Origin of the sequence: Paenibacillus sp. NRS-1782 (genome assembly GCF_050467685.1) — a bacterium.
GTDB classification, from domain to species: domain Bacteria; phylum Bacillota; class Bacilli; order Paenibacillales; family Paenibacillaceae; genus Paenibacillus; species Paenibacillus terrae_A.
The window spans coordinates 87,949-106,949 of sequence record NZ_JBITPH010000018.1 but is presented as its reverse complement, the minus strand read 5'-3'; the positions used below and the strand labels follow the sequence as shown (position 1 = coordinate 106,949).

Annotated in this window: 17 protein-coding genes and 1 pseudogene; 7 read left to right on the top strand and 11 right to left on the bottom strand. The window is 43.0% G+C overall.

Annotated features, from left to right (window positions below):
• Positions 1–122: 122 nt before the first annotated feature.
• Positions 123–1,622, bottom strand: a complete 1,500-nt coding sequence (locus ACIFQM_RS07625; RefSeq protein WP_430043034.1) for a malate:quinone oxidoreductase — start codon at positions 1,620–1,622, stop codon at positions 123–125.
• Between the two features lie 464 nt (positions 1,623–2,086).
• On the opposite strand from ACIFQM_RS07625, the gene ACIFQM_RS07620 reads away from it, so the two are divergent.
• From ACIFQM_RS07620 to ACIFQM_RS07605, 4 genes are all read left to right on the top strand, one after another.
• Positions 2,087–2,629 carry a PadR family transcriptional regulator gene (locus tag ACIFQM_RS07620; protein WP_430043033.1) on the top strand — a complete coding sequence of 181 codons (543 nt, stop codon included), beginning with the start codon at positions 2,087–2,089 and terminating at the stop codon, positions 2,627–2,629.
• Between the two features lie 83 nt (positions 2,630–2,712).
• Positions 2,713–3,531, top strand: coding sequence for an SDR family oxidoreductase (locus ACIFQM_RS07615; RefSeq protein ID WP_430043031.1), 819 nt, complete (start codon positions 2,713–2,715; stop codon positions 3,529–3,531).
• A 327-nt stretch (positions 3,532–3,858) separates the two neighbouring features.
• Entirely contained in the window at positions 3,859–4,746 is an 888-nt protein-coding gene (locus ACIFQM_RS07610) for a LysR family transcriptional regulator (protein ID WP_430065203.1), read from the top strand.
• Positions 4,747–4,837: 91 nt separating this feature from the next.
• On the top strand, positions 4,838–5,779 hold the full coding sequence (locus tag ACIFQM_RS07605) for an NAD(P)H-binding protein (protein WP_430043027.1): 942 nt from the start codon (positions 4,838–4,840) through the stop codon (positions 5,777–5,779).
• A gap of 166 nt (positions 5,780–5,945) precedes the next feature.
• On the opposite strand, the gene ACIFQM_RS07600 is transcribed toward ACIFQM_RS07605, so the two are convergent.
• The 6 genes and pseudogenes from ACIFQM_RS07600 to ACIFQM_RS07575 all read right to left on the bottom strand — a co-directional run bounded on the left by ACIFQM_RS07600 (position 5,946) and on the right by ACIFQM_RS07575 (position 12,443).
• Positions 5,946–7,664, bottom strand: a complete 1,719-nt coding sequence (locus ACIFQM_RS07600) for a diguanylate cyclase (protein ID WP_430065201.1) — start codon at positions 7,662–7,664, stop codon at positions 5,946–5,948.
• 239 nt (positions 7,665–7,903) lie between these two features.
• Complete coding sequence (locus ACIFQM_RS07595; protein ID WP_430043024.1) at positions 7,904–8,665, bottom strand: AAC(3) family N-acetyltransferase; 762 nt, start codon at positions 8,663–8,665, stop codon at positions 7,904–7,906.
• Between the two features lie 181 nt (positions 8,666–8,846).
• Positions 8,847–9,365 carry a hypothetical protein gene (locus tag ACIFQM_RS07590; protein WP_430043022.1) on the bottom strand — a complete coding sequence of 173 codons (519 nt, stop codon included), beginning with the start codon at positions 9,363–9,365 and terminating at the stop codon, positions 8,847–8,849.
• A gap of 165 nt (positions 9,366–9,530) precedes the next feature.
• Complete coding sequence (locus ACIFQM_RS07585; protein WP_430043087.1) at positions 9,531–9,839, bottom strand: immunity 51 family protein; 309 nt, start codon at positions 9,837–9,839, stop codon at positions 9,531–9,533.
• A 42-nt stretch (positions 9,840–9,881) separates the two neighbouring features.
• A pseudogene (locus ACIFQM_RS07580) lies at positions 9,882–11,243 on the bottom strand (SMI1/KNR4 family protein); the annotation flags it as partial.
• Between the two features lie 270 nt (positions 11,244–11,513).
• A complete protein-coding gene (locus tag ACIFQM_RS07575; RefSeq protein ID WP_430043020.1) occupies positions 11,514–12,443 on the bottom strand; it encodes a helix-turn-helix transcriptional regulator in 930 nt (309 codons plus the stop codon).
• Positions 12,444–12,540: 97 nt separating this feature from the next.
• Here ACIFQM_RS07575 and ACIFQM_RS07570 point away from each other — a divergent pair, with 97 nt between their 5' ends.
• Positions 12,541–12,975, top strand: a complete 435-nt coding sequence (locus tag ACIFQM_RS07570; protein WP_430043017.1) for a pyridoxamine 5'-phosphate oxidase family protein — start codon at positions 12,541–12,543, stop codon at positions 12,973–12,975.
• A 218-nt stretch (positions 12,976–13,193) separates the two neighbouring features.
• Here the strand turns inward: ACIFQM_RS07570 and ACIFQM_RS07565 are convergent, their stop codons facing one another.
• Positions 13,194–14,090, bottom strand: coding sequence for a LysR family transcriptional regulator (locus tag ACIFQM_RS07565; RefSeq protein ID WP_430043016.1), 897 nt, complete (start codon positions 14,088–14,090; stop codon positions 13,194–13,196).
• Positions 14,091–14,224: 134 nt separating this feature from the next.
• On the opposite strand from ACIFQM_RS07565, the gene ACIFQM_RS07560 reads away from it, so the two are divergent.
• Complete coding sequence (locus ACIFQM_RS07560; protein WP_430043013.1) at positions 14,225–15,235, top strand: alpha/beta fold hydrolase; 1,011 nt, start codon at positions 14,225–14,227, stop codon at positions 15,233–15,235.
• A gap of 22 nt (positions 15,236–15,257) precedes the next feature.
• Positions 15,258–16,442, top strand: coding sequence for an MFS transporter (locus tag ACIFQM_RS07555; protein ID WP_430046953.1), 1,185 nt, complete (start codon positions 15,258–15,260; stop codon positions 16,440–16,442).
• On the opposite strand, the gene ACIFQM_RS07550 is transcribed toward ACIFQM_RS07555, so the two are convergent.
• The 3 genes from ACIFQM_RS07550 to ACIFQM_RS07540 all read right to left on the bottom strand — a co-directional run bounded on the left by ACIFQM_RS07550 (position 16,383) and on the right by ACIFQM_RS07540 (position 18,694).
• Complete coding sequence (locus ACIFQM_RS07550; protein WP_430043009.1) at positions 16,383–16,712, bottom strand: NADPH-dependent FMN reductase; 330 nt, start codon at positions 16,710–16,712, stop codon at positions 16,383–16,385. The genes ACIFQM_RS07555 and ACIFQM_RS07550 overlap by 60 nt on opposite strands.
• Before the next feature lie 92 nt (positions 16,713–16,804).
• Positions 16,805–17,269, bottom strand: coding sequence for a phage tail protein (locus ACIFQM_RS07545; protein WP_430043008.1), 465 nt, complete (start codon positions 17,267–17,269; stop codon positions 16,805–16,807).
• Positions 17,270–17,359: 90 nt separating this feature from the next.
• A complete protein-coding gene (locus tag ACIFQM_RS07540; RefSeq protein WP_430065199.1) occupies positions 17,360–18,694 on the bottom strand; it encodes an SMI1/KNR4 family protein in 1,335 nt (444 codons plus the stop codon).
• Positions 18,695–19,001 lie beyond the last annotated feature (307 nt).

Genomic DNA, 19,001 nt, shown 5'->3' with positions numbered 1-19,001 from the left:
TGTATTCTTATGCAAGCATTTTAGCGGTGGGGAATATTCCCCACCGCTTGACGTTGTTGTTTATGCGATTTTAATACCTATCGTAAGATTGTTGAGCCTGGGGCTAGGTTCTACATTCAAAATTAACGATGGAGTGGTTCTTTTTCCCCCAGACCAAGCGCCTGTGTTGTGGAAGCATGAATTTCCTGGAAAAGCTCCGGGTTTTCTGCTAGTGACACACCATAAGAAGGAATCATTTCTTTTATCTTCGGTTCCCACTCTTTCATATATTGTGGGAAACATCTTTCTAATACTTCCAGCATAACAGTAACAGCAGTAGAAGCACCGGGAGAAGCACCGAGCAATGCAGCTACCGAGCCATCAGCGGCACTAACCACTTCCGTACCAAATTGAAGGGTTCCTTTTCCAGCCTCCGTATCTTTGATCACCTGCACACGTTGGCCCGCTATTACGATCTCCCATTCCTCGATTTTGGCGTTCGGAATAAACTCACGTAATTCTTCCAGACGCTTTTCATTCGATAACATCACTTGCTGGATCAGGTATTTGGTCAATGCCATCTCTTTTGCGCCTGCCGCTAACATCGTGAAGAGGTTATTGGGTTTGACAGAACAGATCAAATCCAAATTTGAACCCGTTTTCAAAAACTTTGGTGAGAAGCCGGCAAACGGTCCAAACAATAGTGCTTTTTTGTTGCCGATGTATCTTGTATCCAGATGCGGAACAGACATGGGAGGAGCACCAAGCTTAGCTTTACCGTATACTTTTGCATGATGCTGCTCGACAACTTTAGGATTGTTACATACCATAAACAGTCCACTTACCGGAAATCCTCCGATATGCTTGGACTCAGGAATACCCGTTCTTTGTAGTAAAGGTAGACTTCCGCCACCACCACCAATAAAGATAAATTTGGCAGTATGGTATTCGATTTTACCGCTTTCAAGATTATGCACTTTGACTTCCCACGAGCCGTCGCTCGTACGTTTAATATTCTTAATACTATGCTTGTATTTGATCTCGACGTTTTTACTTTGTAAATGGTCAAACAACATGCGTGTTAAAGCACCAAAGTTGACATCTGTTCCAGAGTCGATTTTGGTTGCCGCGATCGGTTCATTCGATGTACGACCTTCCATGATCAGCGGAATCCATTCCTTCAGCTTTTCAGGGTCATCAGAAAATTCCATTCCTTGAAACAGAGGAACGTTTGATAGCGCTTTAAATCGCTTATTCAAAAAAGATACGTCTTGTTCCCCTAGTACCAAACTCATATGAGGTATTGGCTTGATAAAGTCCTGCGGATTACGAATCAAATTGCTGTTTACAAGAAAAGACCAAAACTGTCTTGAGAGCTGAAATTGCTCGTTAATATTTACAGCTTTACTAATATCTACAGATCCGTCGGTTTTTTCGGATGTATAGTTCAGCTCACACAGTGCGGCATGGCCCGTACCGGCATTATTCCATTCGTTAGAGCTTTCTTCTCCTGCGCTTGCGAGTTTCTCAAACACTGTGATTTCCCATTCCGGTGCTAACTCTTTAAGCAATGATCCCAGAGTCGCACTCATGACTCCGGCACCAATTAAGATAACGTCTGTTTTTTTCTGTATGCTACTCATAAAAACCTTCCTTATCTCTTATTTTGCAAAAAAGAGCAGGCCCTCCTGCTTAGGTGATACAAGAAGCAAGGCTCCACTCAGGAACATACCTTTTCTGTCTGTCTCTATTATAACTAAAATATAATATATTAAAAATGATATCGACTATTATCTGATAATTATAAACCATTTGAGTATGGAAAAAAAAGTGATAAGTTGTCCACAGGGCTCCAAGAATATAATACCCAGGCCTTAACTCAGCTTTTTGTAAGGGTTATAGCTTGGATTGGCCGTTACTTGTGGTATCGTTCTCCACTTCATTTTCTCGAAATTATTGAACAAATAAGCATAAACTAGACTAAAGATGGGGCTTCTTCTTGTTACCTACATGCAACAATAATTTTATATATTGACATAGCATATATCATGTTGATATATTGTAATCGTGATATACAAATATTCCTAAGTTGCAAGGAGGTTCTATTTTGAACAGTCAGGATGTTATTTTAGGCATGCTTATGAAAGAATCGTTGACTGGATACGAAATAAAACAGTTATTGGAGGATGTATTCTCCAATTTCTATAGTTCAAGTTATGGAACGATTTATCCCACACTTACTCGAATGGAGAAGGAGGAATTGATAACTAAAGAATTTGTGCTCCAGGAAGGTAAGCCTAACAAGAATGTTTTAAATATAACGGCTAAAGGACGAGATTGTTTTAACGCCTATTTACAAGCGCCACTAGAGGGAGACAGTATTAAGAAATCTGATTTTATGATGAGGCTTTATTTCGGTGAATTTGTTGGGTATGACAAGGTGATTATTTGGTTGAAGCAAGTACAAGAGGAATCACACAAAAAGTTAGATCGATTATTTGAGCAATATTCGCTTTATAAAGATGAAATGCATCCAGCACAGATCATCTGCATCCAAATTGGGATAGAAGAATATAAAGCTAAACTTACAACCATTGCCCAGGGATTGTTAAGCATGGAGCAGTTAGTGCAAGAGGAGAGCAGAATTTAGTGAATTCAAATGCTTACGAAGTAAGTTTTGTACCAGCCATGTTCAAGATGCAACGCTCACAAAATTTTTAGGAGGAATTATTAATGAAAACAATTTTTATCACGGGTGCTTCATCGGGCATTGGGAGAGCTACGGTAAAACATTTTGCTGAAAGAGGATGGAACGTAGTAGCCACGATGCGTTCACCTGAACAAGAAACTGAATTCATTACACTAGATAATGTGTTGGTGCTAAGGCTTGATGTTGAGAAAGAAGACACTATTCAATCTGCGTTAGCGGAAGCGATTCAACAGTTTGATAAAATTGACGTTCTTCTCAATAATGCTGGATATGGAACAATGGGTCTTATAGAAGTAGCTACGGATGAGCAGATTAGAAGACAGTTTGAAGTGAACGTTTTTGGTCTTATCCGTATGACTAAAGCCATGCTGCCACATTTTAGATCTAATCAAGAAGGTTTGCTGATCAATATCTCTTCTATGGGAGGGAAAGTGACCTTTCCTACGATGTCTCTGTATCATTCATCCAAATTCGCGGTAGAAGGATTTTCTGAATCCGTATCTTATGAATTAGCATCACAAAACATCAAAGTAAAGTTGATTGAACCAGGTGCTATTAATACGGACTTTGGTGGAAGATCAATGGAGTTCTTTTTTAATGATGCATTGACGGACTATAAGCCGTTTACTACTGCATTTCTGGGTAAATTGGGTGAAATGGAAAAACACCCAGCATACGCTTCGCCTCCAGATATTGTTGCCGAAACAATATATCAAGCGGCTACAGACGGCACAAATCAATTCCGATATGTAGTAGGAGAAGATGCAAAGATGCTCATTCATATGAAAGAAAATACGGATGAAGAAGAGTATCTAGCAAATATAGCTCAGCATTTTTCTTGAAAAGAGAAAATTTGAAAGCATCGTTCATATAAAGCAAATACTTGAGTTCACATTTTGCATGTCTGCTTGGTATGTCTAAGAACCTGTGAGCGTGATATACTAATCAGGAATTATCCTTGCTTGCCCAACAACCAATACCATAATGTGTTCCATCTACGATTTGCCCTATGAAATGATTCCGCATGATCATGATAATTTTGGTGACTATCCTGTGCTAAATACCTTCAAATTATGAACCGCCGGTTTGCCATTAACATTAGGGTATGCCGGCTTGAATTTATGACGGGAACGTAAGCTATATTCAATTTCATACATTTGGAGGTAAACATGAATCTAAAAAGGATAAAATATTTTATAGATCTCGTTGAATGCAGAAATTTTACAGAAACAGCAAAGAAAAATTTTGTATCGCAGACTACGATTAGCCAACAAATTGCCGCAATTGAGAATGAGTTCAACATTCAGTTGATCGACAGAAAACAAATTCCGATTGAGCCTACAAAAGCGGGATGGCTATTTTATGCAGAGGCCGTCGTGCTTTGGAAGCAATATAATCATATGCAAACAAGCATGGAAAATTTTCAGAAAAACAATACTCAATTATTGAGTATCGAATATGCTGCGTTCACAGATATCCAAAGCTTGTTAAAATTTATTCCACCATTTAAAGAAAATTATCCAAAGATTAAACTTGAATTAAATAAAGTATTGCTAAAGGATGTCGCTGAGTATCTGCAAAAAGGAATATATGACGTGGCCGTGGCCTTTGACTCAGAGTTTACAGGGAAAGAGAAAATCCTAACCCATACCTTATATAGCGGACGATACTACGCAGCTGTAAGTAAACAACATCCCCTCTTCTGTTGTGAATCCATCTCAAAGGATGAATTATATAGGTATCCGCTTGTCATGCTGAATCCAATGGTTATTGGAGACTCCTATTATTTAATGATTCAACATGCCATGGAAGATGGTTACCAGCCCAACATCCTCAGAACCGCAGATGATGTCGAAACCAAGCTGTTTTATATCATTACAGAGAATTTAATTGGCTTTTTCCCAAATAACTATGATCTTGCTGACCTGAAGGAAGAGGTCCGATTCATTCCCATACATGATTCTCACCATACTTTTAAAATCGAAATAGGCTACTTAAAAAATAATTCAAATCCGGCATTATACTCATTCCTGCATCAAATACAAAATTCGATTTAGCAATAGTCCATAAGTTTTTTGTGTTATACATTGTTATTTTTTTCACATAGTATATAAGTGTAGATCATTTCAGCAAGGAGTGACGATGAGTATGGGTAAGTTACTATTAACGGGTGTAGATGGCAATCTGGGCAGACAAGCGGCTGAATATTTATTGAAATTAGTGGAAAAAGACCAAATTATTTTTTGTGCATATGATCCGGCATCTTTACAAGAATATGCAGAACAAGGTATTGAAACGCATGTGACCAATTTCAATAAAATAGACGGTCTTGCAAAAGCTTTTGCTAATGCAGATCAGCTTGCTTTAATCTCCATGCCTTTTGTAGGGGAAAAGCGTCAAAATGCACACAAAAACGTGGTCGATGCGGCGAAAGAAGCTGGAGTAAAACAAATCATCTATACTTCATTGGTTAACGCGGCTGATGAATCCAATCCAAGTGTTGAGAAACTGGACCATGTGTATACGGAGGATTATATCAAAAATGTCGGGTTAGATTATATTTTCCTGCGTAATTCGCAATATGCGGAAGCCATGGTTACCAATTACTTCACCTTTGTGAAGTCGGACGGCGTGTTGAAAAATAACCAGGGTGACGGCAAGATGGCCTATATCTCACGGAAAGATTGTGCAAAGGCTGTCGCTTATGCATTAGCAGCAGACAACTATCATGAGGCAATATTAAATATAAATGGTCCTGAATTAATAACAATGTCCGACTTTATCGAGATTGCAAATGAAGTAACGGGTCATCATGTAACCTACAAGCAGATCACGGATGAAGAAAATTACGGCGTATTTGATGCAATGGGAGTTCCCAGAACAACGGATGGCAAATTTGCAGAAGATTCCGAAGCCCCCTTCTCTTCAGAAGGTATGGTTACCTTTGGACAAGCGATTCGCTTAGGGAAAATGGATATATTTACGGACGACTTCAAGAAGCTGACGGGCCAAGATCCCGTAACGGTGAAATATATGTTTGAACATGCGAATGAATACCAAGTGGGGGAACGACACTCCAAAGATAATTAATCCAAGTCATGACCATGTTTGCAGAGAGAGATTGGAAGCCGATGTATGACCGAAGAGTGGGGTGCGCGGCTCCCAGCATATCATCAACAAAGCGAAGCTCTGGGTACCTTCACCAAGGAACCCAGAGCTTTTCGAATTTTCATAGTTACTTACGTGAATATGAGTTTCAAAAATTCCTTGTATCATATGTGTAGCCTTCCTTTATACTCTGGAATTCTGCAAATTCGATCCGATTGCGTCCATTTTGCTTGGCTTGATAGAGCGCCTTATCTACCGCAGCAAAAAGTTGGATTAAATACTCTTCTGGATTGTCCAGTACATGTTCATGATCAAAATCCTCAATGGATAAAATCCCTATACTTATCGTAATGGAAACCTGTTCGATCTCATGCTCCACTACAATGTGGTTCGACTCTACCGATAATCTCACTCGTTCCGCTAATTGTTTGGCTAACTGGCGTTCTGTATGCGGAAGGTAGATCATGAATTCCTCCCCGCCATATCGAGTTAGAATATCGGTACTACGAATGGATTGTTTGACTGCTTGAGCAGTACGATAAAGAACTTCATCCCCTTTTACATGTCCATAGCGGTCATTGATAGCTTTAAAGAAATCAATATCGAAGAGTATGAGTGAAAACGGGGTTTTATAATGAATATTGGTAATCACCTCATGAGTCAGGTGTTGGGTCAAATAACGGCGATTGTAGCAGTTTGTCAAACTGTCCGTAAGAACTAATTCTTCCAGTTTTCGATTGGCTTTGGATAACTCATGACGAATGCGATCAAGTGAATGATTTCGTTCCTGAAGGATCTCATTCTGTCGATTCATTTCTTTAACAAGATAGCGCTCTTGTGATACATCCTGAAACGTAAGGATATGACCGATTTGCATACGGTAAGAATCAACAATCGGAGAAGCTTGTAGTATAAAATGACGCACGCCGTCGCGCTCAACGATGATTTCCATTGGAGACAAGGTATTTTCTTTTTGCTTATAATGCTCCAGAAATCTCTTGCTACTGTCCTCTACACGAACAGACCCCAGAAACGCCTCCATATCAAAGTGATCGCCCACATGTAGATCTATAAAGGATCGTAAAGCTTTGTTGACTTCAACAATGGATTCATTTTCATCTAGCACAAGTATTCCATATGGAATCGTATTGATCACATCCTCATGAGCGATGTAAACAAGATCAAACACATTGTATTTTTTAATCACATATACGAAAAATAGATCTGAAAGAAAAATCCCAAGAGAAGTCAATCCTGGAATAATCGGCAACCACTCGCTTAGGACCACATTAAGAAGGGCGTCGCTACCTGCAAAAGCGAACAGCACGAATATTCCCCACAGCATTATTTTTACTTGTTTTTTAATCGTTAGGGACGTTTGGGAGGAATACAGTGCCCGAAACAAAACAAAGAGGGAAGCAAAAAAGTAACTGACCAGAATAACGATCACAATCCAGAACCATGGGCCATATGCTCTATAGATGTAACCGCCCTCCAGCGGAGCTACAAACAGACCAACCGGGTTTATGACCACTCCAACTGCTGCAATAACCGCTGGCGCAAACAACAGGAATAATCTTTTTTTTCCTAATTTATCAGCATTTCCGGTAAGAAAAACGGTAAGAAGCAGCCAACCGCTCCCCAACATGGAGAGTGAGACAAAGGACATGGCCACATAAAACAACTGCAACCGCCGATCATGAGCCATATCTGTGGCAAATTGACACAATGGCCAAAGCATCATTAAAAAATGAAATAAGAAGTAAACCTTATGTAAGTTTGTAATCCTAACGGTAGCAAAAACATAAACATATAAAGCAAACAATAGGAGGAATAAAACGAGATCATACCATACTGATGGGCTCACAAATCTTCTCCTTTTTTGATTCGACAACTACGATTCATTGAAATACAGGATTTTGCAAAATCCTCAAATCGTATATTCCTTTACTATTGCGTTCAGTTAAATTAACTACATCTTATCATATAGCAAAAAGAGTGATCTAGCTTACATAATCGCAGTCCAATCTCTGACGGTTCACCGGGTTGTCTGTAACGGCAAGTTTTAGGGCCATCCGTTACCGGACGGCCCTTTCATAATCCATATTAATGATCCAGGGGAAGATTATCCGAGAACAAATCCGGATTGTCCTTGAGCATTTCCGTGATGACGTCCGCCACCATCGCCGCATCACAAACCCTTACAACCGCATCGCCAAGCTGTCCCTTATACATTGCACCTTTACGTTCAAGGACCTCATCTACTTTCCAAAAATGCTCCGACCACGACAACCCACAATGTCTGCGGGAAGGTACAGGGATTTCCGTTCCATCAGGTAGAACCGTGTAAAGCAGCTCATGCTCATCCGTTAGTCTGCCCTGGATGTCCAACCATTCTTCAACTCCATGGATAAATGTGTTGCGTTTTAAATCGACCCCCACCAACAAGATGGTCGCCTTTCGATCGAGCAGCTTCCCCCAGGCGGAGCCTCTTGCGCATGGCGTATCGTAAAGATGATCGTCGTTGGTGAAAGCTATGGAATCCTGACCTAATGCTGCCACCGAATGGGTGGGGTGTAAAGAACGTATCACGCCAGGCCGTTTGCGAAAAAGTTCAGGTAGGATACCCACGCAGCATGATGACTGCTCCACGTAAAATCTCGGATTATCCGCATTGATGTAGGACCACGTATGGGTAGGTAACACCAACAGCCCATCCTTCATATACTCTGTAAACGCATCCAAGACTGTGTCCGCACCACCCTCGACCGCTCCCATACTTTTCATCGAAGAATGGACCAACAATGTCCCTTTGCTGTCAATACCCATTTGCTCTAATTGCTTCATTAAGCTCTCTATTGTATGCATGTTCTTCTCCCTCCCAGATTATTATACCAAAAAATTTCCATTATTTATAATACAATTCACCACACTGTCTGAAACACAGCGAAAAGACTGCTTGTCCAGAATCATAGCTATCTTCCCGATAGGGTACTCCTTTTTATTGTAAAAAAAGGAAGGCATAGCGTACACCTTCCCTTAACTCGTATTATTCGTTATCCGGGGCGGCCGGGGACATCAAGCCTTGAATGGCGCCGAAGAACGGACGAATGGACTTGATCATGCCGTAGCCCATCTTTACGACCGGAACAAATTTCTGGATCATGCCGAACAGCCGCAGGCCGCCACCGAGCGCACCGCCGAGCGCTCCTGCGCCTGCACTGGCGCCACCCAAGCCGCCGAGCAGCGAGCCCATCATCGGCAGGAATGCCGACACCTTGGCGCCCGGCTTGCGGGAGCGCGAACGGATGGACGGCTTGCGCGCGCCGCTTCTCCGATTGCCCAGACGGACGCCCGGGGCATGCGAACCGGCTCTGTGTTTGGGAGATCGGGAGCCTTGCTTCCCGGAAGAAACACGTGGGGGGGCTCCAGCGCTGGCAAGTAACAACCCGCCGCAATTAACGTCGGTGATGTAGCCGACGTAAGTCTCTCCGCTGTGCAGGGTGACGCAGACCGGACGGCCCTGAAGCTTCTTAGCCCGTTCACGCATCTCATTCGATTGTGCCATGGAAGTTCACCTCGCTCACTGATTATAATTCAGTTTACGACAGGGGCGGGCTGCCTGCTTGTGCGAATGGGGTATGCGCACGCCCAAAATCGCCTGATGGACTCGCCGTCACCGGAGCATTAACTTGTTATTGACTCCCTGCATTTTCATACCTGATGCATTCTCTCAATCCAGCTCCGCGCGGGAGAATAGATCCCGGATCACCATCTCATCCTCACAGACCTGCTTCAACCGTACCGCGAACCGCTTAATAGCTTCGCTATTCTCCGAATAAGCACAGAACATATCTGCTTCCGGGTCAAAATGAATCGTATCTACCCATTCAGGCATATATTCGTTCATAAACACAGCGGCCAAAGAAGCCCAATCGTACCCGTTGCCTTCAAACCCTTCGTCTGCCCGGGTCTCGAACAATTCCGATCGGTAGCTGCCGACATTTAGAATGACAGACATGCCTCCACCCCGCTGATCCACGAGTATAAAAGGGGCAACGTCCTCTTCTGCGGCTTCCGCTTCCAGCCGTGCAATGACCTCTGAGCGTGCTTGATCCGTAAAGCAAAGCACCCCATTTTCCTGAACGATCAGCCCTTCCCGTATCCGCCCATCCAGCCAGTCGCTGATCCAGCCGGGAGCATACCCGCCTTGACCGAACTCGCCGCCAAAAGCGATCATTTTCTCATATACATCCAGATATTGTTGACGGCTCGTATTCGGATAAGAGCTTGTGTACAGCCAGAACTGCACATCGTACATCAGAGTAGAAAGCTCATCCGCATGAAAGGAAAAGTGTCCCTTCTCTTCAACAATTCGGGTACAGACTTTGCGGATCTTCTGCTCAAGCTGGTCCACCCCAGGCACATGGCTGCACAGCTTCGCGAGCAAAAGCGAGAATTTGCCTACGGCTACTTTGCGCAGATCCTCCTCTTTATCTTCTTGAGAGGTATCGTATTCCTCCTCATTTACCAGGCCGCGTATAAAGGTCTCGAAGTCTGGGGCCAGGACCGTAATCTCATAATTGTCTTCCTGATCCACATGAATCACCTCGGGTTCGCCGTCCCTCCCGCAGTTCCGGTAATCCAGCATCACGACATCATGGCCTGCCGAAGGGCAGTCACAAATCACCACGCCGATGTCAGGATACCCCCACTCCTCAATCATAAACGGACTGCCGAGATCGCCACCGAGTGAATAGCTTTTCTCGCGTCCGATGCCCATAATGCCCGTAATCGCAATATGATCCCCGGCCCATGAGGTCGCGTCCTCCGTCGGAAAACAAGTATTATAAGGAACTCCCCCATTGTGCTGCTTCATCAGACTGATATAAGAAGCAGGAAGCTTGTAACCGAGTTCTTCTTCTATAGAAGCAATCAGCTCATCCGTAGGCGGGGCAGAAACATATTCTCTTAGCGCATAACCGCTATCGTCCCAAAAATCGGAGAGATCCATCCCTTCAAAAGGAGTTGCAGCCGTCCCCGAATCATTATGCTGCTCTCTGATTGCCCGTCTAGCCGCGGCGTGTTGTCCTTTGCCTAACTTGCGCTGGCTGAAGTTCAGTAACATGGCCGTATTCTCGTCGTCAGGATCGAGGTCATGGGCGATACCCAGTACTCTCACTGCTTCCTCATATCGATTCAAATAGTAGTAGGCATATCCCACACGAAAATGCCACAAACATTCATTCTGCCCCTGTTCCGCAATCATCTCAAGCTGTTCAAGCGCTTCTTTATAACGTCCCAGATTGTTATATGCTCTTGCCAGGATGCTGACCACCTCGTAATCTCTGTCCTCTGGAGGAATCTCCATCAGGGTGTCTACAATCTTCTGGTGTTCATCATCTTCATGCCACTGCGTCAGCTGCGCGATTAGTTCTTTGTCCATGCTCTACCTCCCCAGGCGTATAATCAAGTTACTATAAATATAGAAAAATATGGTTTTATCCACAACATTATTTTTTGCCGTCACTTATGATAAGATTCACCGCGATGGCTGAAGGGGCAAGTTTTTCACACAATTTTTGAGTACATTTATAATATAAGTTGAATCGATGTTCTTAGCAAACCTTGGCAAGGAAAACAAACCATTTGTCGAATTCAAAGAGAATTCCGGTGGTGAGCGGCGTTACCATGAGAAGAGTGGGTGCTTTGTATCTCAATAATATGCTCTTATTGAATCATTGAGCCGTCTCTTCATTTCATCGCGCACATGCTTAGGTTCAATGCATTGGCATTTATCCCCGAAGCTCATTAGGATTCCGTAACCATAATCATCTTCAATAAAATCAAGATATGCATAGAATTCGCCATTGCCGAGGGGAGTAATGTTCTCTTCTCCACAATAATCCAACATCCTGTCGAGAATGGAATGGTCTAGCTGCAATTTTATTTTTTGCATTTTTCTGGACATGGTATCTGTAAACTCTGAAAAAGCCGGGGGAATCTCACGCATAGCAAAACGCTCTTCCGTTCTCTCCAATTCAGATATGCGGGATAGCTTGAATACCCGAAATTCTTGCCGCTTCAAACAGTACCCCTGCACGTACCAGTGATTTTCTTTCAATAACAGACGATGAGGTTCCAAGGTCCGCATAACCTTGTCTCCTTTAGCGCTTAGATACATAAAAGACAGTATGCTACAATGCTCCAAGGCTGTTCGAATCATTTCAACTTTGGTCTGCAGATCATTGTTGCCCAGCCAAGCAGATAAGTCAAAAAAGATTTGGTTGGCTTTCAGCGTAATTTCATGCTGTTTATCCTCCTGGATAAAGCTTTTTACTTTGGCCAGGGTAGCAGTGGTTTCCTCACTGGATAATGCATTGGAAATAAAGCCAAGCCCCATCAGTAGAGTGGTTATGTCCTTGACGGTAAAAAAGCCTTTTTCTATCTTATATTCATTCATGATCCCAATTCCCCCTCCTACACCGGAGCTGGTCACAATTGGAATACCTGCTTGATTAATTGTTTCAATATCACGATAAATGGTTCTAAGTGAAACTTCGAACAGCTCGGCCAGCTCTTTCCCGCCCATTTTCTCTCTTTGCAAGAGCAGCATAATGATAGCGATTATTCGTTCCAGCTTCATAATCATCCTCCTGAAATTTATGTACTATGACTGACATAAATGCTGTCAGCGATACATTGCTATACTAAGCTTATCAAATACTAAGGAGGAACTATAAATGGATTACAAGAACGAATTTTACCACACTTTAGACAAGACCAACGAAATTGCTCTGGCAACAGCGGTAGCAGGCGTACCCAATGTTAGGATCGTCAACTTCTGCTATGATGTCAGCAAGCCAGGAATCTTGTATTTTGCGACAGACAGAGAGAACCAGAAGGTGGTCGAGTTTGCTCAAAATAACAATGTTGCCTTCACAACCGTTCCCTCTGATGCTTCTTCTGTGCCGCATGCGCGCTCCAATCATGCAGTTGTACATAAGAGCCAGTACACCATAGAAGAGATTAAGGACCTGTTTATCCAAAAAATTCCCGGATATAATGAGACACTCTCAGCCATTGGCGACACATTGGATGTTTTTGAAATTCACATCAAGGATGCTTTTGTCATCGTGGATTATGAAACCGCCGGACCGATTTCTTTTGAGATATAGCGTACGGTTCAGCTTAACAGGTCTATCGGCGAAAAATCCAGTGCGACGAAACACTCTGTCGACATCCTAGCCGCATACAAAATAGCAGATAAAGTATGACCAGTACCTGCCGAATTCAAGCGACTCTATTCTTATATTCTAAATCAGCGAATGATCAAGACTGGCATTCAGCATGCGTAGGATCATGAGTTAATTGCACACCTGTGCGCGAAATTTCTTTAGGTGTTATTTTTCAAAAATGTTTCTCTGGTCAAGCTCAAAAAGGCTTCGATTGCAGGCGATATCCACTTCTCTTCATGCCACATCATTTGGGTTGCAAACGATGTGGCGGTCAAATCCCACGGCAACGGAACCAGTTCTCCCCGATTCACTTCTCCGATCACGGCCATTTCAGGCAATATGGCAATGCCCATTCCTATTTTCGCACATTGTTTAATAGCCTCGGCACTGTAAAACTCCAATTCGGTAATTCCCCCCGTGCCCTTCTGTGAAAGACTTCGATCAAAAAAAGTGCGATAGGAGCATCCCTTCTCCGTCAACAAAAAGGTCTCGCCATGAAAATCTTCAATGGCCAATGCAGGATGTGCAGCCAAAGGATGATCTGGTGATACCAATAGATAAAAGGGCTCATCCAGCATTTTTTCACCGCAAAATCCGGTCTCGCCCTTATCCTCATCCAGCATAAAAATAATGTCAGCGTCCCCTTCACGCAAGCTCTGTTTGAGGTTCGAATTAGCCAGCGGTCGAAACATTAACCGAATCGCTGGATAGCACAAACGAAACTGGCGTAATACAGCCGGCAACCGGTACGTACACAACGTTTCATCGGCACTTATGACTACCGTACCCGTCAATTCGCCGGATTGCTTGACGGCATGCTGTGCTTCTTCAACCACACTCAATATGTTATCTGCATAGCGCAGGAACGTTCTCCCTGCATCGGTCAAAGTCACATTTTTACCCAATCTGTCCACCAACTTGACACCCAATTCTTCCTCTAAGGCCTTCATTTGCATCGTAACCGTGGAAGGGACATAGTTCTGCACTTCGGCAGCTCGGGTAAAGTTGAGTGTGGAAGCAAGCGTATAAAAGGTTTTTAATTGGCGCAATTCCATCGAGTTCCTGCTCCTTAGTTCAAAAAAAATGAACGTTATCTTCATTAACGTTTCTTTGACTTAACAATAGCAGCATCGTAGAGTGATGACAAGGAAGGAAGTCCATACTTTAGCTATGAAAAGGAGTTTTTTATATGAGAGATTATGAAATTTATGAACTAGGAGATGTTCTGCTGCAATCCGGTGACACTCTGCCAAATGCCATTCTCGCCTACAAAACATACGGCATGCTAAATGCAGCCAAAAATAATGTGATTGTATATCCCACTTGGTTTGCCGGCTTGCATACTGATAACGAATGGTTAATCGGACCTGGCAAGGCACTGGATCCAGAAAAATATTTTATCATCGTTCCCAATATGTTGGGCAATGGACTCTCCTCCTCGCCAAGCAATACGCCACCGCCTTATCATCAAGCAAATTTCCCGCTGATTTCGATTTATGATAATGTGCGACTACAGCATCAACTGGTGAATCAAAAGTTTGGTATTGAAGAAATCGCCCTCGTTGTAGGTTGGTCACTAGGGGCTGTACAGACCTTTCAGTGGGGGGCAAGTTATCCTGATATGGTACAACGAATCGCTCCATTCGGCGGGACTGCCATGACCCGGACACATGCAAAGGTTGTATTTGAAGGAATGATCGCTGCCCTTCAGGCTGATTCTGCTTGGAACAATGGCTTTTACACGCAGAAACCCAAAACGGGATTGGCAGCCATGGGTCGAGTCTACGCAGCTTGGGGGTTCTCTCAGGCTTATTATCTAGAGCAGCTCTATCAGCAAGAGGGCTACCACACACTGGAGGAATATCTCGTCGATTACTGGGATCACGTATTTTTGACCTTTGACGCGAATGACCTGATCACCATGTTACGTACCGGAATTACAGGTGACATTAGCGCTAATCCGACGTATAACGGCGATTTTAACCTTGCATTAAGCAGGATAACAGCACGGGCCCTGGTTATGCCGGGAAGTACAGACCTTTTCTTCCCTCCCCAGGATAACAAAGCTGAAGCATCACTTATGCCCAATGCATTCTTCCTCCCGATTGAATCGAAGTGGGGTCATTGCGCAGGCATTGGACAGCATGAGCCAGATTCCGTATTTATAGATAACAGTCTAAAAAGCTTCTTGCTTGAATGAAGCTGAGGAGGAGCGGATTAAATTGAAAAATAAATTGATTATATATGTCCTTGCACTTGCTGTTTTTCTAATTGGAACCATTGAATATATTATTACAGGAGTCATTGAAATGATCGCCATGGACTTGAGAGTATCTACTTCCGAAGCTGGTTTACTGGTGACTGTATTTGCTCTCGCAGCGGCCATTGTTGCTCCGATTCTGATTGCATTAACAATTAATATGGATCGCAAGAAGCTACTGATGGCTGCCCTCAGTGTGTTTATTGCCAGCAACGGACTTATGCTTGTAAACCTTTCTTACGAAACATTACTATGGGTACGAATTATTCAAGGGGCTAGCGGAGGAATCGCTACCGTAGTAGCCATGGCAGTAGCGACACGACTCGTCGAAAAAGAAAGAAGGGGCAATGCCATCGGTATTATTTTGATGGGGCTCAGTAGTTCGTTAGTTCTGGGTGTTCCAGCTGGTACATTTTTTAGCGAGATGTTTGGATGGAGAGTTTTGTTTATTTTGATCGGTATAATAAGCGTTCTTCCATTGTTTATCATCTATAAAAAGGTTCCTGCAATCAGAGAAGAAGAAGCTGTTACCTTCAGGATGCAGCTCTCTATTTTAAAGGATTCAAAAATTGTAACTGCCTTGGCTATTACTTTATTTTATATTGGTGGTTACTCTACGCTCTTTACTTATATTACACCTTTCTTGCAAGCCGCATCCTCTCTTTCCATAACCGAAATTAGCGGTGTTTTATTCCTATCGGGAATTTGCAGCTTCATCGGATCCAAAGTGGGTGGACAATTGGCAGATACAAAGGGATCGAAATTCACAATTTGTATTGGACTCCTGTTACAGGGAGCAATGCTCCTTTTATTCACTCTAGCTGGTGTCAATATCATTGTATTAATCTTGGTTTTAATGATCTTTATGTTAGCAACCTGGAGCATTTCCCCTGCTCAGCAGCTATTTTTGGTCACTCTGGCACCTCGAAATCCAGACATTGCCCTGAGCGTAAATACTTCCTTCATCCAATTTGGTTTTGCGCTAGGATCTGGATTAGGCGGCCTTGTCATCAGTCGTACCTCTGTTCTGAATTTGAATTGGGTAGGTTTGGCTGCTGTAAGCGTTGCATTACTTCTTGCCATCTTGCTATTCAAAAAAATGAGCAGTGGGATTGGAACGTCTACTGTTACTAAAGAAAAACATTAAATAGCTCCCTCTTTCTACAATCCCAGCATTCAAATCCAAGGCATTTTTTAACACACCGGGCACGCCATTCCCATATTCAGATGTACATAAAAGTACATCATTTGCCTCCCTCAGCTGTGTCCGTATTTCTTTTACCGAAGCAGGTCCTTCATCGAAATCGAGATCAGGGTTGAAAGACGGAAGAACGCTCAACCCTTTCCTTGGAAAAAATTTCGCTCTACTTATGATCCGGTTCTCCGTGCTGTTTGTAACGGCAAGATTTAGGACCATCCTTTTGCGGGATGGTCCATTCTTTGATATCGTATCTTTTTTTGCAAATAGAACAAGTGAATCAATTCCTCCAAATTGCACTTTTGCTTAATTTAATATTCTCTTTTAATTACAAAAAACGAACCTCGGATTGTTCCAGCTAGTTTAGACTTCTGCCTGGCAAACTTAAACTTTCCTTCTAGCTCCTTTGGTACCTCCATCCCCTCAGAAAGCTTAAAGCCAACGGCCCGCTTCTTAGGGTCATCAACCGTATACATGACGTTGACCTCAAGACCATCCTCATAAAAGACGTAAGCAAATTTGATATTTTCCACTTGAAACTGCGACGTTTCTAAAGGTTTAGCCGCAAACTCAATATCACGTTCTTCTTTCAAAATTAGGTTCACATAATCAAGGGTCTCCTGACTTTCACTAGCTGCCACAACCGTAAATTCATGCTTGTATTTGTTCATAAAGTAACGGGCTTCATTAGCACGCAAACCAGCGAGCGCTTCTACTACAGGTGAAGACTCTAAACCAGCCGTAGACACATTATTAAAATCAACCATATAGGACATTTCCATCTCTCCTTTTATCTCATTATTCCCCAAAAAACTTGCTGCTACTCAATAGGCTCAAATCTACTAACGGGATCATCTAGACCTTCCTCACGATTCTTCTTTGTCAAAATAATCATCTGGCAAATGTAGTTCTCGCAAACAACCGATAAATTTTTCTCTGAATTTCGGATCTCTTTGATATTTCGGCCATACCGCCTTATAGTAAGGCAGCAACTTCTCATGTGGAATAATGCCCCAGTACAAAATTAAGTTATTCATAACCTGCGGACCGCCTCCCATCAACATCTGTTCAATGATCTGCCAGCCTCCCAGCTTGTTTTCGCAACTGCGCGCGGCATAGATGGCCGTGGTTTGCATTTTCGGGTCGGCGTGACACAAGAAAGGCGCAAAGTTCTGGAGAGTAATCGCACCGTAATCTTCCAAAATATACCCTGCATAACGCAACGTTTCCGGGTCATGAATCCTGTCAAGCCTTTGCAAGATCACTGAAATACATTCCGTTAAATTCACAATTTTACCGTAATCATGTAGAATCTGTAAAGCTTGCAGAAAACCCTCATGCCCATCCGATTGCAACAGCTCCAGAAGATATTTTCTACCCGCGTCAAAAGAAGTTTTGCAGATTAGCCAAATGGCTGCGGTCCGATTTTTTGGGCTTTGCTCCGCAATATTTTTCAAAAAACCAAGGGTTGGCTGAGAGATTTTCTTAAACTTGAACATTCCATCAAGCGCTTTTGTTTGGATTTCTTCGTTTGGAGCGCTCTGATAAATCTGGATCAGCGCATTCTCATCACCCCGCATTCGACTACCAAACCACCCGATATCATAATCCAGAATAATTTCATCCAGCCAGCGCTCGTACCAGTCCAGAAAGCTGTCTTCATAGACAAAGAAAAAAGGATGATCGGGATGAAAATCGGAGGTGTACACAATTCTCCCCCTGTATTTCCCTTCAAGTACGAGATACATGTCGTATTCGCAGCCTTGGGTGCCTATGTACAACATGCCGCCCAGCACCTTATTACAGACGTCGTCGTATTCCTCATCGGGGATGTCCTCATCCTTGGTCAGGGGCTCAATCAGATGGTTCCATTCCTCTTTGGCCATCCCGGGATGCAGAACGGATTTTGCAAGGAGTGCCTGGCGCTCGGTATTGGAAGCTGCCTTTTCAATCGGATAAATTCCATAATAGGGTCCGGCGCCTCCGTTGCCGACTTTCGTTAAAAACTGCGCGTAAGGCTCAGGAAGAGTGACCTGATTGTGGGCTTGCCAGTCCGCCAGCTCTTTTGCTGTAAGCCTCTCATTAACCTTGTATTGATGTGAGGATGCTCCAAACACCGAGAAAGCCGTGTCTTTGCGCATGGCTTGATTCAGTTTGTTTTTTATTCGATCCAGTTGCGTTTCTTTCTTCCCAAACCACATATTTGAACCCTCCTATTGACTATAGCCAGGTTTCCTTTGTTTGCTTAACCAGCAATTTTATTATTTTTTCTAAGGGTCCAAGTGGAGAATTTCAAGCGAGCGGATTCGTTTCCATTATAAAAGCATATAATATATTCGAAATCTGCTTTCTTACTTATAGTTTAACAAGCTTATCTAAAAAATGCGTATACATTTCCCTAACTATCCGCTTCTGATACGGTTCACCGCGCTGTCTGTAACTGGCAAGTTTTAGGGCCATCCTTTGTCGGATGGCCCTTACCTTGTAATCACATACGTTTAAACCATC